Annotated in this window: 27 protein-coding genes and 1 other annotated feature; of the genes, 16 read left to right on the top strand and 11 right to left on the bottom strand. The window is 47.4% G+C overall.

Going from position 1 to position 22,557, the window contains the following annotated elements:
• The first annotated feature begins 77 nt into the window (after positions 1-77).
• From asd to dapB, 4 genes are all read left to right on the top strand, one after another.
• Positions 78-1,160 (top strand): aspartate-semialdehyde dehydrogenase, encoded by a 1,083-nt coding sequence (gene asd / locus ACI4J0_RS12295; RefSeq protein WP_439766107.1) that lies wholly within the window; start codon positions 78-80, stop codon positions 1,158-1,160.
• Entirely contained in the window at positions 1,160-1,630 is a 471-nt protein-coding gene (locus tag ACI4J0_RS12300) for a GNAT family N-acetyltransferase (protein ID WP_439766108.1), read from the top strand. Before asd ends, ACI4J0_RS12300 begins: the two co-directional genes overlap by 1 nt.
• A 4-nt stretch (positions 1,631-1,634) precedes the next feature.
• A complete protein-coding gene (gene dapA, locus ACI4J0_RS12305; protein ID WP_439766109.1) occupies positions 1,635-2,525 on the top strand; it encodes a 4-hydroxy-tetrahydrodipicolinate synthase in 891 nt (296 codons plus the stop codon).
• Positions 2,526-2,606: 81 nt separating this feature from the next.
• On the top strand, positions 2,607-3,368 hold the full coding sequence (dapB, locus tag ACI4J0_RS12310; RefSeq protein WP_439766110.1) for a 4-hydroxy-tetrahydrodipicolinate reductase: 762 nt from the start codon (positions 2,607-2,609) through the stop codon (positions 3,366-3,368).
• A gap of 64 nt (positions 3,369-3,432) precedes the next feature.
• Here dapB and ACI4J0_RS12315 read toward each other — a convergent pair whose 3' ends face one another.
• Entirely contained in the window at positions 3,433-3,627 is a 195-nt protein-coding gene (locus tag ACI4J0_RS12315) for a (2Fe-2S)-binding protein (protein WP_439766111.1), read from the bottom strand.
• A gap of 156 nt (positions 3,628-3,783) precedes the next feature.
• On the opposite strand from ACI4J0_RS12315, the gene ACI4J0_RS12320 reads away from it, so the two are divergent.
• The 5 genes from ACI4J0_RS12320 to aspS all read left to right on the top strand — a co-directional run bounded on the left by ACI4J0_RS12320 (position 3,784) and on the right by aspS (position 9,487).
• Complete coding sequence (locus tag ACI4J0_RS12320) at positions 3,784-4,506, top strand: hypothetical protein (RefSeq protein WP_439766112.1); 723 nt, start codon at positions 3,784-3,786, stop codon at positions 4,504-4,506.
• Positions 4,507-4,852: 346 nt separating this feature from the next.
• Positions 4,853-5,599, top strand: coding sequence for a nucleotide-binding protein (locus ACI4J0_RS12325; RefSeq protein WP_439766113.1), 747 nt, complete (start codon positions 4,853-4,855; stop codon positions 5,597-5,599).
• A 37-nt stretch (positions 5,600-5,636) separates the two neighbouring features.
• The gene (gene mgsA, locus ACI4J0_RS12330; RefSeq protein ID WP_439766114.1) at positions 5,637-6,041 is read left to right on the top strand and encodes a methylglyoxal synthase; all 405 of its coding nucleotides are present in this window, start codon (positions 5,637-5,639) and stop codon (positions 6,039-6,041) included.
• An 89-nt stretch (positions 6,042-6,130) separates the two neighbouring features.
• Positions 6,131-6,338 (top strand) — a binding site (T-box leader).
• A gap of 58 nt (positions 6,339-6,396) precedes the next feature.
• Positions 6,397-7,689 (top strand): histidine--tRNA ligase, encoded by a 1,293-nt coding sequence (hisS, locus tag ACI4J0_RS12335; protein ID WP_439766115.1) that lies wholly within the window; start codon positions 6,397-6,399, stop codon positions 7,687-7,689.
• A gap of 19 nt (positions 7,690-7,708) precedes the next feature.
• On the top strand, positions 7,709-9,487 hold the full coding sequence (aspS, locus tag ACI4J0_RS12340; RefSeq protein ID WP_439766116.1) for an aspartate--tRNA ligase: 1,779 nt from the start codon (positions 7,709-7,711) through the stop codon (positions 9,485-9,487).
• 62 nt (positions 9,488-9,549) lie between these two features.
• Here the strand turns inward: aspS and ACI4J0_RS12345 are convergent, their stop codons facing one another.
• Entirely contained in the window at positions 9,550-9,864 is a 315-nt protein-coding gene (locus tag ACI4J0_RS12345) for a helix-turn-helix domain-containing protein (RefSeq protein ID WP_439766117.1), read from the bottom strand.
• A 126-nt stretch (positions 9,865-9,990) separates the two neighbouring features.
• Between ACI4J0_RS12345 and ACI4J0_RS12350 the strand changes: the two genes are divergently transcribed.
• Positions 9,991-10,440, top strand: a complete 450-nt coding sequence (locus ACI4J0_RS12350) for a hypothetical protein (RefSeq protein WP_439766118.1) — start codon at positions 9,991-9,993, stop codon at positions 10,438-10,440.
• A gap of 53 nt (positions 10,441-10,493) precedes the next feature.
• Here the strand turns inward: ACI4J0_RS12350 and ACI4J0_RS12355 are convergent, their stop codons facing one another.
• The 8 genes from ACI4J0_RS12355 to ACI4J0_RS12390 all read right to left on the bottom strand — a co-directional run bounded on the left by ACI4J0_RS12355 (position 10,494) and on the right by ACI4J0_RS12390 (position 17,164).
• A complete protein-coding gene (locus ACI4J0_RS12355) occupies positions 10,494-12,887 on the bottom strand; it encodes an endonuclease MutS2 (protein ID WP_439766119.1) in 2,394 nt (797 codons plus the stop codon).
• Positions 12,884-13,693: a DNA repair protein RecO gene (gene recO / locus ACI4J0_RS12360; RefSeq protein ID WP_439766120.1), complete on the bottom strand. Its 810-nt coding sequence runs from the start codon at positions 13,691-13,693 to the stop codon at positions 12,884-12,886. Before recO ends, ACI4J0_RS12355 begins: the two co-directional genes overlap by 4 nt.
• Complete coding sequence (locus tag ACI4J0_RS12365) at positions 13,638-13,817, bottom strand: hypothetical protein (RefSeq protein ID WP_439766121.1); 180 nt, start codon at positions 13,815-13,817, stop codon at positions 13,638-13,640. Before ACI4J0_RS12365 ends, recO begins: the two co-directional genes overlap by 56 nt.
• Positions 13,818-13,896: 79 nt before the next feature.
• Positions 13,897-14,808 (bottom strand): GTPase Era, encoded by a 912-nt coding sequence (gene era / locus ACI4J0_RS12370; RefSeq protein WP_439766122.1) that lies wholly within the window; start codon positions 14,806-14,808, stop codon positions 13,897-13,899.
• A 19-nt stretch (positions 14,809-14,827) separates the two neighbouring features.
• A complete protein-coding gene (locus tag ACI4J0_RS12375; RefSeq protein ID WP_439766123.1) occupies positions 14,828-15,298 on the bottom strand; it encodes a diacylglycerol kinase family protein in 471 nt (156 codons plus the stop codon).
• Positions 15,288-15,791, bottom strand: coding sequence for an rRNA maturation RNase YbeY (ybeY, locus tag ACI4J0_RS12380; protein ID WP_439766124.1), 504 nt, complete (start codon positions 15,789-15,791; stop codon positions 15,288-15,290). Before ybeY ends, ACI4J0_RS12375 begins: the two co-directional genes overlap by 11 nt.
• 63 nt (positions 15,792-15,854) lie before the next feature.
• Positions 15,855-16,817, bottom strand: a complete 963-nt coding sequence (locus ACI4J0_RS12385) for a PhoH family protein (protein WP_439766125.1) — start codon at positions 16,815-16,817, stop codon at positions 15,855-15,857.
• Between the two features lie 134 nt (positions 16,818-16,951).
• Entirely contained in the window at positions 16,952-17,164 is a 213-nt protein-coding gene (locus tag ACI4J0_RS12390; protein WP_439766126.1) for a hypothetical protein, read from the bottom strand.
• 221 nt (positions 17,165-17,385) lie between these two features.
• Between ACI4J0_RS12390 and ACI4J0_RS12395 the strand changes: the two genes are divergently transcribed.
• From ACI4J0_RS12395 to ACI4J0_RS12415, 5 genes are all read left to right on the top strand, one after another.
• On the top strand, positions 17,386-18,756 hold the full coding sequence (locus tag ACI4J0_RS12395) for a citrate/2-methylcitrate synthase (RefSeq protein WP_439766127.1): 1,371 nt from the start codon (positions 17,386-17,388) through the stop codon (positions 18,754-18,756).
• Positions 18,753-19,208, top strand: coding sequence for a GNAT family N-acetyltransferase (locus ACI4J0_RS12400; protein WP_439766128.1), 456 nt, complete (start codon positions 18,753-18,755; stop codon positions 19,206-19,208). The genes ACI4J0_RS12395 and ACI4J0_RS12400 overlap by 4 nt, the downstream gene beginning before the upstream one ends.
• Positions 19,209-19,263: 55 nt before the next feature.
• Positions 19,264-19,755 carry a GtrA family protein gene (locus tag ACI4J0_RS12405; RefSeq protein WP_439766129.1) on the top strand — a complete coding sequence of 164 codons (492 nt, stop codon included), beginning with the start codon at positions 19,264-19,266 and terminating at the stop codon, positions 19,753-19,755.
• 183 nt (positions 19,756-19,938) lie between these two features.
• A complete protein-coding gene (locus tag ACI4J0_RS12410) occupies positions 19,939-20,427 on the top strand; it encodes an RNA polymerase sigma factor (protein WP_439766130.1) in 489 nt (162 codons plus the stop codon).
• On the top strand, positions 20,420-21,406 hold the full coding sequence (locus ACI4J0_RS12415) for a hypothetical protein (protein WP_439766131.1): 987 nt from the start codon (positions 20,420-20,422) through the stop codon (positions 21,404-21,406). Before ACI4J0_RS12410 ends, ACI4J0_RS12415 begins: the two co-directional genes overlap by 8 nt.
• Before the next feature lie 18 nt (positions 21,407-21,424).
• Here the strand turns inward: ACI4J0_RS12415 and ACI4J0_RS12420 are convergent, their stop codons facing one another.
• Entirely contained in the window at positions 21,425-21,766 is a 342-nt protein-coding gene (locus ACI4J0_RS12420) for a winged helix-turn-helix transcriptional regulator (protein ID WP_439766132.1), read from the bottom strand.
• A gap of 144 nt (positions 21,767-21,910) precedes the next feature.
• Here ACI4J0_RS12420 and ACI4J0_RS12425 point away from each other — a divergent pair, with 144 nt between their 5' ends.
• Entirely contained in the window at positions 21,911-22,423 is a 513-nt protein-coding gene (locus ACI4J0_RS12425; RefSeq protein ID WP_439766133.1) for a nitroreductase family protein, read from the top strand.
• Positions 22,424-22,557: the final 134 nt, after the last annotated feature.

Genomic DNA, 22,557 nt, shown 5'->3' on the forward strand with positions numbered 1-22,557 from the left:
ACTATGATGGATCGGTTTTCAACCGATTTTTTTTATTTCTCTGTAAAATTTTATTAAATAATAAAGGAGTATTTCAGATGAAGCAGTTTAATGTTGGTATAATCGGCGCAACGGGTATGGTGGGACAGCGTTTCTCACTGCTCCTTGCAGAGCATCCCTGGTTTAACGTAAAGGTACTCGCAGCCTCCCCCAGAAGCGCAGGCAAGCGCTATGAGGACGCTGTAGGCGCAAAATGGGCAATGAAGTCCCCTATCCCCGAAAAATTCAGGGATATGATCGTTATGGACGCAACCGCAGATATCGAAAAGATCGCTTCACAGGTAGATTTTGTTTTCTGCGCAGTTGATATGAAGAAGGACGAGATAAAGGCTCTCGAGGAACGCTACGCAAAGGCTGAGTGCCCCGTAGTTTCCAACAACTCCGCTCACAGAGGAACACCCGACGTTCCCATGGTAGTTCCCGAGATAAATCCCGACCATATCGAGATAATCAAGGCTCAGAGAGAAAGACTTGGCACAAAGCGCGGCTTTATCGCAGTTAAGTCCAACTGCTCCCTCCAGAGCTACGTTCCCGCACTCAACCCTCTCATGAAGGATTTCGGAGTAAAGCAGGCAATGGTCTGCACCTATCAGGCAATTTCGGGCGCAGGCAAGACCTTTGAAACAATGCCTGAGATAATCGACAACGTTATCCCCTACATCGGCGGCGAGGAGGAAAAGTCCGAGCAGGAGCCTCTGAAGATATGGGGTCACATTGAGGGCGATAAGATAGTAAGCGCAGAGGGTCCCAAGATATCCTCTCAGTGCCTGAGAGTTCCCGTTTCCGACGGTCATACCGCGGCTATCTTCGTTCAGTTTGAAAAGAAGCCTTCCAAGGAAGAGATAATCAAGGCATGGAAGGATTACAGCGGCGTTCCCCAGGAGCTTGAGCTCCCCTCCGCACCCAAGCAGTTCCTCCACTATTTTGAAGAGGATAACCGTCCCCAGGCAAAGCTTGACAGAAACCTTGAAAACGGTATGGCTGTCTCCATCGGCAGACTGAGAGACGATATCATCTGGGACTACAAGTTCGTATGTCTCTCCCACAACACACTCCGAGGCGCAGCAGGCGGCGCAGTTTTAATGGCAGAGCTTCTTGCAGCAAAGGGTTATTTTGACTGATGAACATCTCTGACATCACCGTAAGACGTGCGGAAACAGCCGACGCTCCCGAGCTTTCAAGGCTCATTCACGATCTGGCGGAATATGAAAAAATGTCGGACAAATGCACAGCCGCTCCCGAAAGCGTTGCCCGAATGATGACCGAAGAAAACGGGCTTCTTGGAGTAATTGCCGAAGAAAACGGAAAAGCCGTTGGAATGGCAGTTTTCAGTCTCTATAAGCTTGCCACATTTTCGGGCAGAAGAGTGCTTTATATCGAGGATATTTTCGTGGAGGAAGCGCTCAGAGGCTGTGGAATAGGCAAAATGCTCTTTGACGAAATAGTAAGCACCGCAAAGTCCCTTGAATGCATAAAAATCGAATGGAAATGTCTTGCATGGAACAGCTCCGCAAGAAGCTTCTACGAAAGCAGAGGCGGCGTTTCCGACCCCGAATGGCTCACATACACACTTGATCTGAGAAAGGATTGATTTTATGAAGAACACCATTTTCACAGGCGCAGGCGTTGCCATCGTCACCCCCATGAACGCTGACGGCTCCGTTAATTACGCAGCTCTGGGCGAGCTTATCGAAATGCAGATAGCAGGCGGCACTGACGCCATAATCATCTGCGGCACCACAGGCGAAAGCTCCACCCTTACCGACGATGAGCACAGAGAATGTATCCGCTACACTATCGAAAAGGTAAACAAGAGAGTTCCCGTTATTGCAGGCACAGGCAGCAACGACACCGCTTATGCCATCGAGCTTTCAAAGGACGCAGAGGAAATGGGCGCAGACGCTCTCCTGGTGGTCACTCCCTACTACAACAAGACCTCCCAGAGAGGACTTGTGGCTCATTACACAGCTATTGCAGACGCTGTGAATATCCCCATTATCCTTTACAACGTTCCCTCAAGAACAGGCGTTAACATCTCTCTCGATACATATAAAATCCTTGCCGAGCATAAGAACATCGCTGCCGCAAAGGAAGCAAGCGGAAACATTTCAGCTATCGCAAAGCTCATTGCCGAGTGCGGCGACAAGCTTGACGTTTACAGCGGAAACGACGACCAGATCGTTCCCATTATGGCTCTGGGCGGCAAGGGAGTAATTTCCGTTCTCTCAAACGTTGCTCCAAAGCAGACCCACGATATCGCACAGCTCTGCCTTGAAAACAACTGCGCAGAGGCTGCAAAGCTGGCTGCAAGATATCTTCGTCTTGCAAATTCTCTCTTTGTTGACGTTAACCCCATACCCGTAAAGGAAGCTCTCAATATGATGGGCATTGCCGCAGGTCCCTGCCGTCTCCCCCTCTATGAGATGGAGGACGCAAAGAAGGAGACACTTGCCGCAGCTCTCAGAGATGCAGGACTTATCAAGTAATTACTTTGACAATATAAACAAAAAATCGGGCGGCTCTGTTGCCGCCCGTGCTGTATAGCCCTAAGTGAAAGGAATGTTAATATGATAAATGTGTCTATAACAGGCGCCAACGGAAAAATGGGTCACGTTATCACTTCCATAATCGAAGGACGTGACGACTGCACCGTTATCAGCGGCATTGACCACAACACTGCCGAAAACGGCAAATACCCCATTGTATATGAACCCTCTCAGCTTCCCGAAAAACCCGATGTAATAATAGATTTCTCCCACCCCTCAGCTCTTGATGATCTTCTTGAGTACTGTCTCTCAACAGGCACACCCGCAGTTATCGCCACCACAGGCTTTTCAGAGGAGCAGATAGCAAAGATAAAATCGGCAGCGGAGCAGGTGCCCATTTTCTTCTCCTTCAATATGTCTCTGGGCATAAATCTCCTTGCAAGCCTTGCAAAGACAGCCGCAAAGCTTCTGGGAGGTCAGTTTGACATCGAGATAGTCGAGAAGCACCACAATCAGAAGATAGACGCCCCCAGCGGCACTGCAATAATGCTTGGAAACGCCATCAACAGCGTTCTTGAGGATAAATATCACTTCGAATATGACCGCCATTCCCGCAGAATGAAGCGTGAAAAATACGAGATAGGAATGCACGCGATCAGAGGCGGAACCATCGTAGGCGAGCACGATATCATTTTCGCAGGCAGAGACGAGGTCATCACCCTTTCCCACTCGGCAGCTTCAAAGGAAGTATTCGCCGTAGGTGCGGTAAATGCGGCTGTGTTCCTTGCAAAGCAGGGCGCAGGACTTTATGATATGTCCGATGTTATCAATGAGCTGAAATGATAAAAAAAATCGTCTCTATCGACATTATTGCCAATAGAGACGATTTCTTTTTTAAGCAGAAAAATTACTTGCTCATGATCTCGGAAATAGTGTCCAGGATCTTGTCATGGCAGCCGCCGCAGCCTGTGGAGCAGTGAGTGATCTTCTGAACCTCTTCAAACTCTCTTTCAACATCGCTGAAAACCTCGGCAGAGTGAAGAGCGTTTTCGATATCAGCATATGTAACGCCCATGCAGTGGCAGATCTCAACATTTTCCATAATAAAGTACCTCCTTGAAATAAGTAAAATTACTTTAACATTACTATACCACATTGCTCCGCATTTGTCAAGAGTATATGCATAATTTTATAAATCACGGAATAACTATTGCATTTTTTTGTACAATATGATATAATATCACCGGAAGTGATAACAATGACAAGCTTTGAAAACATATACCACACCGAAAAATACCAAAAACACCGACAGCAATATATTGACAAGATCTTTCTGCCTCGGAACAAAAGAGAAAGGGAGAAGCTGCCCCTTGAAGCAGGCTTTTCCCTTGAAAGCACCGAATACTCCGTATTTGAAAAAGACTCGAAATATCCAAGTCTTACGGCATACGAACAGTCGCTTGTTTCACCCGACAAAAGCGTTGTGCTGCGGTGGCAGCTCTGCGACGATCACGATTTTACAAGCTTTACCCGGATATTCACCCATTCCGACGGCAGACTGTATCTCATATACAAGGAGGACCTCTACGGCTATTCCGTACTGCGGCTCTCCGACCGAAAAGCGCTTCATTACGTCCCAAAAGGATATTATCCCCACAATGGAGAAGAGCCGCCGTATCCGGGAGAGTCCTTCATAATGACCGATCTCCATTACTGCCCCGAAAATAATTTTGCAGCTGCGGGAGGCTGCTTCTGGGCTGCGCCATACGATACCGCAATACTTGATTTCAGCGACCCGCTTTCCCCGCCCGACAAAATAATAACTATTCATGATATCATCGACCCCAGCCATGAAAACGATGAGCTTGAGGATATTGATTTCAAGGAATGGAAGGACGGTCATCTCATTCTCGAAGCGGATATGATAAAGGAACAGTTCAGATTTTCCGCCGCTGACCTCAGACGATTTATGTCAATGTAAACTTAATATATAAAAATTCGACCTGTCTCAACATATTTCACAGTTATTCTGAATTTGTTAATTTTTTATAAAAAGTGCATATGCGAATTATTTTGTATAAAATACACAAAGAATATATTTTGAATAATAACAACATAACGAAATTGTGCAAAGTGGGCAAAAAGCCTTTGACTTTTTCCAAATTTATGGTACAATAATAGTAATAGGTCTGCGCTCATTGTCTGTACAGAGTATTCCTCTCGGCAGGCAGATGTTTTTTTGAATACATGGCTGTCCGAATCCGCAGTATAAGGACGGCAGGCGCAATAACCGTTCTATTCCACGACTGCGGAGAAATGGAGCCTCTATGTCTAAAATCATTGCAATAACTTCCGGTAAGGGCGGCACCGGCAAATCATCGATCTGTTCCGAGCTTGGTTTTGCATTGGCAAAGCAGGGCCACAGAACGCTTATCATAGAGCTTGACTTTGGTCTGAGATGCCTTGATATAATGCTTGGTGTAAAGGACGACATCAAATATGACCTTGGCAGCGTTTTAAACGGCGAATGTGATATCTATAAGGCGACCACACAGGTAAAGATCGCTACTAACCTCAGCATCGTCTGCGCTCCCGAGGATCCTTTTGCAAGAGTCGACGCCGAGACCATCAAGAATATCTGCCAGGAAATGAGAAAGTACTACGAATACATAATCGTAGATACATCGGCAGGTACCAACGCCAGCGTATTCGATGTTGTTGAGCAGTCCGACCTTATCCTCATCAACACCACCCCCGACCCCGTCTGCGTAAGAGACGCACGCACAATGTCGGACGAGTTCTATAAGCGCGGCAACAAGAAGCAGCGTCTTATTATAAACAAGGTAAATCCCGACCTCTTCAAGGCGGACCTTATCGTAGACCTTGACGAGATAATCGATACTGTAGGCGTTCAGCTTATCGGCGTTATCCCCGATGATGACGCTGTGGTAATTGCGACCTCCAAGGGTGAACCTCTGCCCTCGACCTCCCTTGCATTCAAGGCTTTTGATGCTATCTCAAAGCGTATCAAGGGCGAGGACGTTCCTCTCAGCTTCAAGGTCCTGCTTCAGTAAGATATGACAGATTTTAAAGGGAAAGGAATGAATTGAAATGAATATTGCACTTATAGCACATGATTCAAAAAAAGAACTTCTCGTTCAGTTCTGCATAGCATACTGCGGCATTTTATCCCGTCACAACCTCTGCGCCACAGGAACAACAGGCAAAATGGTCGCCCAGGCGACAGGTCTTAATATCCAGCGTTATCTCAGCGGCTCTCAGGGCGGCGACCAGCAGATAAGCGCACGTATCTCCTGCAACGAGATAGACCTACTGCTGTTTTTCAGAGATCCCCTTTCGCCCAAGCCCCATGAGCCTAACGAAATGAATCTTCTCAGACTCTGCGATGTTCATAACATTCCCGTTGCAACAAACATTGCCACAGCGGAAGCGCTCATTCATGCTCTTGAAAGAGGAGATCTTGACTGGAGACAGCTTCTTAACCCCGTTAACTGATTTTTTGGAAAATTACATTTTCCGTACTTGACAAGCATCGGAAAATGCTGTATAATAATAAAGTGCACATTAGCTGTGCAGATATTCCGCCAAAGGCTTTGACTCGGAGAAGTAGCCGCAGGAAGTTTTTCAGAGAGAGCGCGTATGCTGAAAGCGCTTAAACGAACTGCTGTGAAGGACGCCCGATGAGCTGTGGAGAGATAAAAATCTCCAACGTTTTCCTGCGTTAAAGGAACTCAAGGCACGTTTTTTATGTGCAAATACGGGTGGCACCACGGTTTAACAGTCGTCCCGAATGTTATCATTCGGAGACGGCTTTTTTGTTATAAAAATCAAACTCAGAAAGGATAATATCATGGAGCTTATTACCACAAGAATAAAGGGTATGGAGGACGTTGTTCCCTCTGATGTCCACAAATGGCAGACGGTGGAAAGCGTTGCTGCCGATGTTGCCGAGAATTACGGCTTTAAAGAGATACGCATTCCCACCTTTGAAAACACCGAGCTTTTCGTCCGCTCTGTGGGCGAGACCACCGATGTGGTACAAAAGGAAATGTTTACCGTAATGGGCAGGGAGAGCAAATTCACTCTCCGTCCCGAGGGCACCGCAGGCACTATCAGAGCCGTTTTGCAGAACGGTCTGCTGAATGAAGCACTGCCTCAGAAGGTGTTCTACATTCTCTCCTGCTTCCGCCACGAAAAGCCCCAGGCAGGCAGATTATGGGAATTTCACCAGTTCGGCGCGGAAATGGCTGGAAGCGCCTCCCCCGCCGCAGACGCCGAGATGATATCTATGGCAAACAGCGTTATTGAAAAGCTTGGTCTTAAAGATATCGAGCTGCACATAAATTCCATCGGCTGTCCTCACTGTCGGGCAGAATATTACAAAAAGCTCCGTGAATTTTTCGAGCCGAATAAAGAAAAGCTTTGCCCCACCTGTCAGTCGAGACTGGAAAAAAATCCCATGAGAATACTTGACTGCAAGAGTGAGATATGCCGCGAGATAGGCAAAAACGCTCCTCTTATGATAGATTACCTCTGCGACGAGTGCAAAGAGCATTTCGAGACTCTGAAAAATTATCTTGACGAAATGGGAATAAAATATTCCATCGACCCGAAGATAGTAAGAGGTCTTGATTATTACACAAAGACCGTTTTTGAGTTCATCACCACCTCCATCGGCGCACAGGGCACCGTCTGCGGCGGCGGAAGATATGACGGTCTTATCGAGGAAATGGGCGGAAATCCCACTCCTGCTCTGGGCTTTGCTATGGGTCTTGAAAGACTTATTATGACCATGGAAAAGCAGGGCTGCGAGTTTATCTCTCCCCGTGAATGTGATATCTACATCGGCTCAATAGGCGATGCCGCAGGTATCAAAGCGGCTTCACTTGTGAAGTCTCTCAGGGACGAGGGCTACAGAGCCGAATGGGATGTTATGGGCAGAGGCGTTAAGGCGCAGATGAAATACGCCAACAAGATAGGCTCCGCGTTCTCTATGATACTCGGCGACAACGAGCTCGCAGAGGGCAAGGCAAAGCTCAAAAATATGAAGAGCGGCGAGGAGACCGAAATTGCTCTTGACAGCAGCTTTATCGATAATTTCGCCAATATCCACACAGCGGATATGCTGGCTTCGGAATTTTAACTGAAAGGAAGTTATTAAAATGGCAGACAATATGAAAGGACTCAAGCGCACCCATTACTGCGGCGAGGTCGAGGGGATCGGCAGCGAAGTAACGGTTGGTGGCTATGTTCAGAAAGCAAGAGACCTTGGAAATCTCATTTTCATTGATTTAAGAGACAGAACGGGTATCGTTCAGCTTGCCTTTGACGACAGCACCGACAGGGATATATTTGAAAAAGCCTCCTCCTGTCGCTCGGAATTTGTTCTTATGGCAAAGGGAACTGTACGAGAGAGAGAAAGCAAAAACGCAGATATCAAAACGGGAAATATCGAAATTTTCGTCACCGACCTGCGTATCCTTGCAAAGGCACAGACCCCTCCCTTTGAGATAGTTGACAACTCCAACACCAACGAGGAGCTTCGCCTGAAATACCGCTATCTTGACCTCCGCAGACGTCCTCTCCAGCAGAATATCATTATGAGAAGCAAGATCGCCAAGACCGCCCGTGATTATTTCTATGAAAATGGCTTTATTGAGATCGAAACTCCAATGATGATAAAATCCACTCCCGAGGGTGCAAGAGACTACCTGGTTCCCTCAAGAGTTCACCCCGGCAGCTTCTATGCCCTGCCCCAGTCTCCCCAGATATATAAGCAGCTGCTTATGATAGCAGGCTATGACCGCTACATTCAACTTGCCCGCTGTTTCAGAGACGAGGACCTGAGAGCGGACAGACAGCCCGAGTTCACACAGATAGACCTTGAAATGTCCTTCGTTGACACCGAGGACATTATGCAGATGGCAGAGGGCTTTGTGAGACGTCTTTTCAAGGACGTTCTTGACAAGGATATCCCCACTCCCCTGCCCCGAATGACCTATACCGAGGCAATGGAGCGCTATGGCTCCGACAAGCCCGACACCCGCTTCGGAATGGAGATAACCGACCTTACGGATACAGTTAAGAACTGCGGCTTCGGCGTATTCACCTCCGCTATCGAAAACGGCGGCACAGTTCGCTGCATCACAGCAAAGAACGCCGCAGGCACATTCACAAGAAAAGAAATAGACAAGCTCACCGAATATGTCAAGGGTATCGGCGTAAAGGGTCTTGCATATATCCGCTGGGTAGATGACGCTCCGGGCTGCTCCTTCGGCAAATTCTTAGGCGAGGGCGAGCTGGAAGCTATCCTTGAAAAGGCAGGCGCAGAAAAGGGCGACGTTGTATTCATCATCGCCGACAAGAAGAACACCGCTCTCACATCTCTGGGCGCTCTGAGACTTAAAACCGCAAAGCAGCTTGACATTATCCCCGAGGGAATGTTCAATTTCCTGTGGATAACCGAGTTCCCCTTCTTTGAATGGAACGAGGAAACACAGCACTGGGACGCAATGCACCACCCCTTCACAATGCCCATGGACGAGTGCCTGCAGTATCTTGACACCGCACCCGAAAAGGTATTTGCAAAGGCATATGACCTTGTTCTGAACGGCACCGAGCTTTCCAGCGGCTCTATCAGAATTACCGACTACGAGCTCCAGCAGAAGATGTTCGAGTCTCTGGGACTTACGGACGAGGAAATTCAGGCGAAATTCGGCTTCCTTGTGGACGCATATAAGTACGGCGCAGCTCCCCACGGCGGCATGGGAATAGGTCTTGACCGTCTGGCAATGATAATGTGCGGCGCAGACAGCCTCCGCGACGTGACCGCATTCCCCAAGGTGCAGAATGCTTCCGAGCTTATGAGCGACTGCCCTGCAAAGGTCGATGACGAGAGCCTTGATATTCTCGGCATAAAAGTCGTTAAGACCGAGGAATAATTATAATCAGCAAAACGGACTGCTCTCCGCAACAGGAGAACAGTCCGTTTTTTTCTGACCGCTTATTTTTTCAGAATATCCTTGACAATATTCATAACATGACCGAGCTGAACGTAATCAAGCTTTTTCAGCTCCTCAGCCACCTCCCCTGCAAGTACGGGATCATCATTGCCGTAATCGAAAAAATCCCGGGGAGATATCTCAAGATACTCGCAGATATAGAAAAAAGCAGTCATAGAGGGCAGAGCGGCGCCGTTTTCTATACGGTTGATGTAGCTTGCATTCTGCCCCAGGGAAAGGCTCATATCTCTTGCAGAAACGCCCTTTCTGCACCTGAGTTTGCATAACCGCTCCGCAAATTCCCTTTCATTGTTCATTGTCATCACCTAAATATATTATAAAATAAATAAGGCAATTTATAGGATATTTAATGTCCTGTAAATATTGACATATCGTTTACAATAATGTATAATATAATAAAAAAGGAATAAGGAGAGCGGAAGGTGAACAATGCGAATATATGCTCTGTTTTTTCGGGCGGAGCCATAGTTACGGAAGAAGAGCTGACTGAGTTTTTTATAAATATGAAAGAAAAGGGAATTAAAGCGGTGGCATCAAACTGCGAACGAGGTTTTCCTATGACAGCCCTCTCCGCCGCCGACAAGGCAGGGCTTGATATCATTGCAGTAATGCCCTTTGAAGGGCAGCCCGACAGCTGGAACGAGGAGCTTCGCCGAAAATTTTTTATGCTGCACAAGAAAGCAGCCACACGATTTATGATATCTACCCACCGCAGCGAAAACTGCTACATTCTTGCAGACGAGCTTTTGCTGTCCATATGCGGGACAGCGGTCATTGCAGGAAGCAACCCGCATATTCAGCGCCTTGCAGAGGAAATGGGAAAGGAAACCGTGAACATTCATACAGCAGATAGTGTGAGAGTGAAACTATAAAAACAGGCGCCCCGAACGCATCGGAGCGCCTGTTTGCTATATAAAGCTTATGGTCATTTCAGCTCAACAACGGTAACTCCGTCCTCGCCCTCGCCGAAGACTCCGCTTCTGAAGCTCTTGACAGAAGGGTGAGACCTGAGATGACGCTGTATTCCCTGCCTGAGAAGTCCCGTGCCCTTGCCGTGGATAATGGTGACAATGCCTGCATTCACCATAACAGCGTTGTCGATAAATCTGTCCACCTCGTGGATACCCTCGTCCACCGCGCAGCCTCGGATATCAAGCTCAAGTGAGCTTTTCCTTTCAAGCTTGCCGCTTACGCCCACCTTTGAAACGCCACGGGCAGGAGCGGCTTTCTTATTGCCCACCGTCACCTTGTCCTCCTCGGCAAGTCTGAGGTGACTGACATTCGTCTTGGTTTTCATAATGCCCACCTGCACGAAAACATTTCCGTTGCTGTCGGGGTCGCTTGCAAGGATACCCTTTTTGCCGATATCCGCAAGGATAACATTGTCTCCCCGCTTGTAGGGACGGGGCGGCTTGTACTCCTTCATCTCGCGCTTTCGCACGGGATTTGCCTCATCGTACATCTTGTCAAGAGACGAACGGCTCATGGATTTTGCGGCAGCTGAACGCTTGTCAAAGGCTTCTCTGTTCCGCTCATTCCTGATATCCGAAAGCTCGTCAAGAAGCTTTTCCGACTGCATACGGCAGTTTTCCACGATACGCATCGCCTGTGTACGCGCCTTTTCAAATTCATCGTCCTTGCGGGCTTCAAATTCCTCTTTTGCCTTTTCGAGAGCAGCTTCCTTTTCCTCTGCTTCCTTTCTCAGCCTGCCAAGCTCGGTATTCTGCCTGTCAAGTGCTCTTCGGGAGGCTTCAAGCTGTGCCACGACCTCCTCAAAGCGGCGATTGTCATCGGAAACAAGTGCTTTCGCATTGGATATGATATCCGAAGGAAGTCCAAGCTTTGAGGAAATGGAAAATGCGTTTGATTTTCCGGGAGAACCGATTATCAGCCGATATGTGGGCTGGAAGGTCTTTACGTCAAATTCGCAGGAGGCGTTTTCCACGTTTTCACGTTCAATGGCAAACAGCTTCAGCTCCTGATAATGAGTGGTCACGAATATCCTGCTGCCCTTTGCCATAAGTGCCTCGATTATGGACACCGCAAGCGCCGCACCCTCAACCGGGTCTGTACCCGAACCAAGCTCGTCTATGAGAATGAGAGAGCTTTCGTCCGCAGTTTTCAGTATCTTCACCACATTGCTCATATGAGAGGAGAATGTGGAAAGGCTCTGCTCAATGCTCTGCATATCTCCGATATCCACAAGGATATGGCGGAAAACGGAAATTTTTGTACCGTCCGAAGCAGGCACCATCATTCCGCACATTGCCATAGCGGTGAGAAGTCCCGCCGTTTTAAGCAGAACGGTCTTACCTCCCGTATTGGGACCCGTTACGATAAGGGTACCGTAATCCCTGCCAATGGATATATCCACAGGAACGACCTTATCCGCTTCGATAAGGGGGTGACGGGCTTTTTTAAGCTCTAAGATGCCGTCGTCCGATATCTCGGGAACAGTTCCCCTCATCTTTGCGCCAAGATTTGCCTTTGCAAAGTAAAGGTTCAGCTCGGCACATGTAAGATAATCCCGTTTCATAGTCTCCGCACAGGAAGCACAGTCGGAGGATAATTCGGCAATGATACGCTCTATCTCCTCCTGCTCTCTGCCCTGGAGTACCCTTATATCGTTGTTTGCCTCCACAACAGCCTCAGGCTCGATAAAAAGCGTGGAGCCCGTAGCCGATGAAGCGTGTACGATACCGCGGACATTTCCCTTGTACTCCGCCTTAACGGGAAGAACATATCTGCCGTCACGAACGGTAATGATATTATCCATAAGGGATTTCTGGATATCGGCGGAGCGCACCATCTTGTCAAGGCTCTCTCTGATGCGAACTCCTGCCTGAGCTATCTTCCGCCTGATATTTGCAAGCTCGGCGCTGGCAGTATCGGCTATCTCGTCCTCGGTGAGAATAGCGTTCTGTATCTTGTCCTCGAGCCATTTATTCGGCGAAAGCTCAGTAAATAAGGGGTCGAGAACGGTCTCAACATCGCCGCAGGAAGCGTGATAATCCGTAAGTCCTCTTATCTGCTTGAGCATTGCGCAGATGTCAAGAAGCTCGCGAAGGGACAGGCTTGCCCCCGACTGTGCTCTTTGCAGAGAACCTCTCACGTCCTTGAAATTATAAAAGGGCGGCGTTCCGAATTTAACCGAAAGGTCAAATGCGTCCTCGGTCTTTTTAAGGCTCTCTTTTACTTTAAGAGTATCCGTCTCAGGCTCGAGAGCGGCTATCATACGCCGTGTTTCTTCGTTTCCCGCCTGCTCCGAGAGCATATCGAGAATTTTATGTAATTCTAAGGTTTCAAAATGTTTATTCATAAGTCGTTTTCCTCATTAGTCGTGTGTTCATCTTCATTTTCAATATTTTCGGGCAGTGCAATGCTGTTATAAAAATCCAGCGTCTTGAAATGCCTGTCGAAATGCACCTGTGCATACAGCTCGCTTATGTAGCCCAGCTTCAGGAGCGCCTCGCCCGACACCCGAAAGTTAAATATCCTGCTCATATCCGAAAGGCATACAAATCGTATCGCCTCGAACATTCCCGCAGTAACGTCAACATTGTATTTATCGTGGTAGACCACCCTTGTCTGCATATGGTCATAGCAGAGAAATATCCCCCGCTTTATCAGAAAGCATAGTGTGCAGTCCGAGCGGTAGCACTCATCGCAGCCTAAGAGATTAGGCATCATTCCCAGGTCTGCCGCTATCCTCATCTCAAAAACGAATTTAACAAAGGCGCAGTCGGCGCTTTTTTCCGAAAGAAGATACAGACTGTTCATAAACAGCCTGTACACGTCATTTGCGGACTGTCCCGAGGTAACGGTGTAGCTTATTATCTCCGCCATATATGAAGCAAGGCTCAGCCTCTGCATATCGAGACGAAGCCCGTAAAAGGTCTTGACAGGCTCGCAGCTGTTAAGGTAATACCTGCCCGAGCGCTCTCTGAAGCAGTATTTTGCGCAGGCGAAAAGCTGAGTGGAGGAATTGCTCTTTGAGTTAAGCTTTTTCGCCCCCTTGACGGAAATATCCACAAGCCCCATTTCAGGGGACAGAATGGTTATATAACGGTCATTGTCCCCTGCGTCCCTGACGGATATCACCGCTCCCTCCGTCGTTATGAGCATTGTCACTCACTTCCCTCAATACGGGCAGCTTACTGCCTCCTATTCCCTTGTAGCTGAGATAATCAGCCACACGTCCGCTGTTTTCAAAGGTGTTCCACTTGGTATCGGAAAACTGTTCAGTCATAGCAAAAGCCTCCGTTAAAGGTGTAGAGATCTTCGGAAAGATCTCATTGCTATAATTATTTCCCGACCGTTTTTTTATATTACTTGGTATTATTTGATAATCCGAAATTGCGGATAAGACCCTCTCTGTTGCGCCAGTCCTCCTTGACCTTTACCCAGAGCTGTAAATTTACCCTTATGCGGAAAAATTCCTCCAGCTCCTCACGAGCCATTGCGCCGATCTTTTTGAGCATAGCTCCGCCCTTGCCGATGACCATTCCCTTGTGGGAGTCTCTCTCGCAGAATACAGTAGCGGAAATGTTTAAAATATCCTCGCCGCTTCGTGTAACGCTCTCGTCAAGCTGCTCGATGGTAACGGCAATGCCGTGGGGTATCTCATCGTGCATAAGTATCATTACCTTTTCCCTGATCATCTCGGACATAATGACCTTTTCGGGCTGGTCTGTCACCGAGTCCTCGGGGAAATAGTGAGGCGCAGGAACAGCAAGCTTTCTGACCTCTTCCTTTAAGATATCAATCCCGTCATTCTCAGAAACGCTGACGGGAATTACCGTATGGAAGTCCATAAGCTCCGAAAACTCGGCAATGCGCTCTGCCGCCGCGCCCTTGTCGTCAAGCAGATCTATCTTGTTAATAAGCAGGATAACAGGTATCCTGCCGCCCTTGAAGCTCTCGATCGCGTTTCGGTCGATGTCGTTGATCTTCTTTGTTACGTCCGCCACATAGATAATAGCGTCAATGCCCGTGACAGACTCCTGCACCGCCCTGTTCATATGCTCGCCAAGCTTGTTTTTGGCGATCTGGATACCGGGGGTGTCGATGAAAACATACTGTATCTCCCCCTCGGTAAGCACGCCCGTTATCTTTGTACGGGTAGTCTGGGGCTTTTCGGTGACCATAGCTATTTTCTCACCGATAAGCTTATTGAGCAGGGAGGATTTTCCTGCGTTGGCGCGTCCCGCAATTGTTACAAATACCGATTTAGTCTCCATAAAATATATCTCCGTTAAGTCATTTACTTTTTGATCTAATTCCGAATATAAACAAAAAAGCCAAAACAGCCCACACCGCCGCTCCGATCACAGCTATGGGACGGCAGGCGAAATATTCCTTAATTTCAGCAAATACCGCTGTATTCCAGAATACAGCGAATCCGCATACTGCGGCGCACAAAGACATTACAAGAACAGCCCCCGCAGCGCAGTCCTTTGCAGCCTTTGCGGCAGGGCTTTTTTCCTTACTGTACATATCCACAGCATTCTCCACCGCCGTATTTATAAGCTCGGCAGAGATAACGCCCCCTATGCACAGAAATATCACGCATTTCTCCGTGGCTGTGAGCCGGTAAAATCTCATAAAAGCAAGAACGGTCACAGCGGCGCACAGGTGAAATCGGATATTCCGCTCCCGTTTTATCCCGTGTACGATACCTGCAAAAGCGTATGTAAACGCCCTACAAAATGCTTTAAGCTCAGACTTCATCGGGTGTGAAGCTCTCGTCGCGTGAAATACCCAGCTCCCCCAGGATAGCCTCCTCCTTTTCACGCATATTTGCAGCGTCAAGAGCGGAGGTCTCGTGGTCGTAGCCTAAAAGGTGGAGCATGGAATGAACGGTAAGAAAGCCTACCTCTCTCTCAAGAGAATGACCGTAGGTCTTTGCCTGCTTTACAGCGGTCTCCATGGATATCACAACATCGCCCAGAAGCAGCGCTCCCGTTTCCTGATTTATGTCGTAAACGCCGTCCTCGCCTAAGGGGAAGCTCAGCACGTCGGTGGACTTGTCCTTATTCCGAAACTGCTTGTTGAGCTGGCGTATCTCGTTGTTATCCACAAAGGAAACGCTCACCTCTGCGTCATTTCCGAAATGCTCATATGCAAGCACAGCCGCACAGCACTTTCTTACAAGAAGTCTCAGTCCCACAGGAATCTTTACGCTTTTCTGATTATTTTTGATGTATACCTTGAGCTTTGGCATTTTAAATACTCCCTTTCCATATCTTTCCGATTATTGACTTTTTTCGTCCTGTTTTATCAAAAATTACTTCTTCCTATCCTCATATGCCTTCTCATAAGCCTTGATAATGTCCTGAACAAGCTTGTGACGGACCACGTCCTTTTCCGAGAAACGGGTGATGGCGATATCGTCTATATTTTTCAGCACGTTCATTGCGTCTACAAGTCCCGATTTTCTTGCGTCGGGGAGGTCTATCTGAGTTACGTCGCCTGTGATGACCATTTTGCTGTTAAAGCCAAGTCGTGTAAGGAACATTTTTATCTGCTCCCTGGTGGTGTTCTGAGCCTCGTCGAGAATTATGAATGCGTCGTCAAGAGTGCGTCCTCTCATATATGCAAGGGGCGCGACCTCAATGCTGCCCTTTTCCATATATTTGGCAAAAGCTTCCGCTCCCATCATATCAAAAAGAGCGTCATACAGGGGACGGAGATAGGGGTCTACCTTGTTCTGCAGGTCGCCGGGAAGAAATCCCAGCTTCTCCCCAGCCTCCACCGCAGGACGGGTGAGGATAATCCTTGTGACCTCGTGATTTTTGAATGCTTTGACAGCCATAGCCACCGCAAGATAGGTCTTTCCCGTACCCGCGGGACCTATTCCCATAACGATGGTGTTTTTTCCGATAGCGTCAACATACTTTTTCTGTCCCAGAGTCTTTGCCTTCACCACCTTGCCCGATGACGTAACGCATATGCCGCCGTCGGTGAGCTTAACGGCTTCATTAACGGAATTTTCCTCAACCATGGAGAAGATATATCTCAGGCTCTGGTCGTTGATGATCTCGCCCTTGTCCGCCATTTTCGCAAGAGCCTCCACCGCCGCACGGGCTTTATTAACATTCTCCTCCTCGCCGCTTATACGGATATCGTTTCCTCGGCTGAGAATGACCACGCCGTACTGCCGCTGGATAATATTTACATTTTCATCGAATTTTCCGAACAAAGAAATAATGCTGTTCATTGATGTCACGTTTACCGTTGCTTCCGCCACAAGCTTCACCCCGAATACATATTAGAAAAAATATTTAATCAACTTATATTATAACACATTCATTAAAAAAAATAAAGACTATCTGAAAAAATTATGCAATTCTTTTTTGATAATAATGTATTATCGGGGTAAAGTCAGTCGGGATAATCGAAATATCCTGTCTCAACAACATCGGAATACTTTCCCTTTTGACCGTTCACATAGGCACAGACACGGTATTTGCAGTAAACATACTCTTGGACACTGTCGTCAGTGTAGCGGTTCTTAGCAGTCTCGGCAATGACCTCCGCGCGTAAATGGAATGGCTCCCTTTCCCCGTTGCCGCAGTCGTAATAGTAGTTGACCACGTTTGTTTCTCCCTGCTGTGCTTGTATATGATAATTATATACCCGGCGCACCCGTCAAGTCAACATAATTCGGGACAAAATTCGGTTACAGTCAATGTGACAGAATGATGAAAGTTTGAAAAAATGTGCGGATAGATGTTGCGTTCATTTAAAAAATATGTTATAATAGAGATGTTTATAGTACAATATTATGAAAATATTATTAAGAAAGGATGAGGCGAATGGCGTCACACTACAGTTTTTCACAGGTAACACCGCAGATCGAAAAGCTTGCCGATATGTGTGTAGGCAACGGCAGGATAGACCCCGAGCTGTATGCCAAATACGAGGTGAAAAGGGGTCTCAGAGACATTAACGGCAAGGGAGTCCTGGCAGGTCTTACGGAAATTTCCGAGATAGTCTCCTACACCGTGGAAGACAACGAAATGATCCCCTGCGACGGAAAGCTTTTCTATCGCGGATACAGCATAAGCGACCTTGTGGCGGGCTTCGGAAAGGACAAACGCTACGGCTTTGAAGAAGTTACATATCTTCTTCTCTTCGGAAAGCTGCCTAATGCTAAGGAGCTTGATGAGTTCAGCGCTCTGCTGGCGGATTACAGAAAGCTGCCTACTACCTTTGTAAGAGATATTATGATGAAATCTCCCAGCAGCGATATTATGAACAGCATTTCAAGGGGCGTTCTCACCCTGTTTTCATATGACGATTATCCCAATGATACATCTATCCCCAACGTTCTGAGGCAGTCTCTTGAGCTTATCGCCCTTATGCCTCTTATCGCAGTTTACGGCTATCAGTGCAAGAATTATTACCTTGACGGCGAAAGCTTTATTATCCATCAGCCCGTTCCCGAGTATTCCACAGCACAGAATATCCTTCATCTTCTCCGTCCCGACAGCAAGTTCACAGAGCTTGAGGCAAAGGTCCTGGATATCGCTCTTGTGCTTCACGCAGAGCACGGCGGCGGAAACAACTCCACCTTCACCACCCACGTGGTAACATCTTCGGGAACCGATACCTATGCGGCGATAGCTGCGGCTTTAGGCTCTCTCAAGGGACCCAAGCACGGCGGCGCAAACGTAAAGGTAACGGCAATGTTCGAGGATATGAAGCAGAACGTCTCCGACTGGACGGACGAAAACGAGATAACCGATTACCTCACAAAGCTTTTACACAAGGAAGCATTCGACAAGGCAGGTCTCATCTACGGAATGGGTCACGCCGTTTATTCCATCTCCGACCCGAGAGCAAATATTTTCCGCAGCTTTGTGGATAAGCTTGCTGTGGAAAAGGGTATGGAAAAGGAGCTCGAGCTTTATCATCTTGTTGAACGGCTTGCTCCCCGGGTCATTTCAAAGGAGCGCCACATCTACAAGGGCGTTTCCGCAAATATCGACTTCTACAGCGGCTTTGTTTACAGTATGCTGGGTATCCCTATGGAGCTGTACACGCCTCTCTTTGCCATTGCAAGAATTTCGGGCTGGTCGGCTCACCGCATTGAAGAGCTTGCGAATGCAGGCAAGATAATCCGTCCCGCTTACAAGAGCGTAAGCGGCCACCGTACATATGAGGCACTGGCAGAAAGAAAATGAGAGTTACAGAACTTTTAAAACCCGATGACTGCCGCATTGAAGAGGCTCTTTCCCTGGCGGCATGGGTATTTGATGAAATAGAAGCTCCCATGTTTCCGCCCGAAGGCAGAGAGCATTTTATGAGCTTTGTTAACGGAAAGGATATCAGAGACCGCATCGCTTCGGGAGCTTTCAGGATATATATCTGCTCGGAAAACTGCGGTATCATCGGCATGATGGCTATAAGAGACGGGAGCCACATCAGCCTTGCCTTTGTTGACGACGAGCATCGCGGCACAGGTGTGGGCAAAGAGCTTTTTGACCGCATTGCCGCCGATCACCCGGATACGGTTTTCACCGTTCACGCCGCCCCTCCGGCAGAGGAATTTTACCGTAAGATGGGATTTCTTCCGACCGATATGGAACGGCTTGAGGACGGGATAATGTACATTCCCATGGAAAGAAAGCCTTGATTTTTTCCGAAAGATATGGTATAATTACGGCATATTCTTATTTCCGAGGTCCGATATGAAAAACAAGCTGTTAAAACAAATCGTAAGCTTTGGCATTGTGGGAGTCCTGAACACCCTTGTAAGCCAGGTAATATATATGATATGCGTGGCACTGGGGCTGCATTATCTTGCCGCCAGCATTATTGCATTCATCATAAGCGTTCTCCACGCATATCTGTGGCAGACCAAGGTGGTTTTCAAAGAGGACGAGAATATGGAAAAGCGGGTATGGTGGCAGGTGCTTCTGAAAACCTATGCCGCATACGCATTTACGGGACTTTTCCTCAATAATGTCCTGCTTATTCTCTGGATAGACCTGCTGAAAATAGACCGTTTCACCCCTCCCCTTACAGAGCTTGTGAACAGCTTCGGCATAAATCTGGACAATCACGAACTGGCGGTGGACATTGCTCCCCTGCTGAACATCTGCGTAAACGTTCCGCTGAATTTTATCATCAACAAATTCTGGGCGTACAGACAGAAGAAAACGGCTGATAATAACGAATGAAAATATCCCTGCGGGGCTTCGGCAGTCCTGCAGGGATATTTGTGTAATATGCAATGTTTTCAGACGCTCAATTTGTAAAAGCATACAAATAAGAATTTTACTGTGACAAAATCTTCCTCCCGGGGATATATCCTTATGAAAAACGTTTTTCAAGAAGAAAACAAAACCGAAAGGACCCGACCGATGGTTTCACCCGATGAATTTGAAAGGATAGCAAGAGAAAACGAAAGGCGGCTTTACACAGACGCACTGTTTATCCTGCGCTCTCACGCCGATGCCGAGGACGCCGCCGAAGAAGCGATATACCGCCTTTTCAGCAAAAAGCCCTCCTTTGAAAGCGAGGAGCATTGCAGGGCGTGGCTTATCAGGGTAACGGTAAACGCCGCTCTGAAAATGCTGAAAAGGAACAGGCGATATACCGCCGACAGCGAGGCTCTTGAAGAGACCGCAAAGGAATTTGAATATCCCGAGCAGTCGGAAATATTCCTTGCGGTGGCAGGACTCGACGAAAAATACCGCACTGTGATAATGCTGTACTACTACGAGGAAATGACCGCCGCCGAGATCGCAAAAGCCCTGTCCGTCACCACATCGGCAGTGACCACAAGGCTTTCGAGAGCAAGAGAGCTTCTTAAAAAAACGCTTTTGAAGGGAGAAAATTATAATGGATAAGCTTGACACGATGATAAAGGATAAAATCAACTGCGCCGCAGGGGGTATCTCCCCTCAGTGCAGCATTACCGCAAGGGCTGAAAAGCGCCTTGCAAAAAAGGCACCTAAAAGAAAAGCCATACGAATTGCCACTTCGGTATGCCTTGCGGCGGTGATGTGCGGCACGGCGGTATCGGCTGTAAAATTCGGCTGGCTGGGCGAAATGTTCGGAACATCGGAAGAATATACCGAGAAAATTTTTGCTGCCATAAATTTGAACACCGAAAACATTTCCTTTGAGAAATACGAAAATGCACCCTCTGACCTTGATTTCAAGCTCCTTGAGGCTGTTTCCGACGGCGAGGCTCTTATAATAAACTATGAGCTTTCAGGCAGCCTGACATCTGAGACCGTTCACGAAATATCTGAATATCATTCAAGCAAAACAGATGAGAATACCCGATCTTTCCGCTTATCAAGCTGGCATACCCCTCTTTCTGACGGCTCATACGGTCAGATATTTTTCCCCGACTTCGGGATAAATTCGGGTGACAATATTGAACTGAAATTTATTGACGATGAAACGAACAATATTATGGGAAAAGCAAGCTTAACCATAAGTGAAGATATCCCTCGGCTTGTCAGGGATATAGCAGTCGGCAAAAATGTGAAGATCCGTGACCGCAGCAAGGAATATAATGTTGAAAAGGAGTTTATAGTTGAAAATATTACCATTTCTGCACTGACCATAAAAATAAATTATCTGACAAAGGATAACAGCAATAATTTTGCTATCGGCAGGGATATATCTATAGTTACGGCTGACGGACAAACATTTGACCTTGACCGAACATTTTATTCCTATGATACTTCCATAGATCTTCCGAGAGATGAGAACGGATATTATGAGCAATATATTAACATTGTAACAAGGGATATTATCCCTCCCGAAAATATTGCGAGCATATGCATAGGCGATCTTACTGTTCGGGTGCAGTGATGCCCATATTCCGAATTTTCATTCCCTGTCCTTTTCCTTTAACGAAGCCAGATATCCCTCTCCCCAGCCGCACATTGCGTCAAGGACAGGTATGATCGTCCTGCCAAGGTCGGACAGGCTGTACTCCACCTTCGGCGGCACAACGGGATAGACCGTTCTGATGATAAGTCCGTCCCTTTCAAGGTCCCGAAGCTGCTGGGCAAGCATTTTTTCAGTTGCTCTCGGGAGCAGTCTTTTAAGCTCCCCGAATCTTTTTATGCCGTCTGTCAGATGCCATAAAATGACCGACTTGTATTTTCCGCCTATCAGTTCAATTGTAGCCTCCACAGGGCAGTTAAAGCTGCTCGGACAGGTTTTCATAGCTCGTCATTCCTCTCATACTTACTTTTTTGACAGTACATTACAATAAAGTGCGTACTTGTCAAAAATAAATTATAATGTTATAATTATACCATGATCGATCAAATAAATCAAGCTGTACGGCAGAAAGAAAAGGTTAATATTATGGAATTTTTAAAGCTTGCAGAAAAAAGATGCTCTGTCAGAAAATATTCTTCAAAGCCCGTAGAGGACGAAAAGCTTCATATGATACTTGAGGCGGGCAGGCTCGCCCCCACCGCCGCAAATTTTCAGCCCGTGAAGGTCATTGCTGTTCGCAGTAAAGAAAGCCTTGAAAAGCTCGGCAAGGCTGCCGACACTTACGGCGCTCCCCTTGCGCTCATAGTCCTTGCCGACCGCTCCAAAGCATGGACAAGACCCTTTGATGAAATGCAGACAACGGACATTGACGCATCTATCGTCACCGATCATATGATGCTTGAAGCCACATCTCTCGGTCTTGGCAGCGTGTGGATATGCTATTTCAAGCCGGACATACTTCGTGCGGAATTCAATATCCCGGATGATCTTATTCCCGTTAATATTCTTGCTGTGGGATATCCCTCGGAGGATACCCAAAAATCTCCCAAAATACGCAATCCCATTGACAGCTTTGTATGCTATGAGGAGCTTGAATAAGACGACTGATGAATGAAAACGGTCTGCCGTAATTTTCTGCGGCAGACCGTTCAGTCTGTTGAAAAAGAAACAACAAATATATAATACTAATAACCAATTAACCTATGGACAAAATACGGCGGCTATAATACGCC

It is taken from the genome of Huintestinicola sp. (assembly GCF_051882455.1).
Taxonomy (GTDB): domain Bacteria; phylum Bacillota; class Clostridia; order Oscillospirales; family Ruminococcaceae; genus Huintestinicola.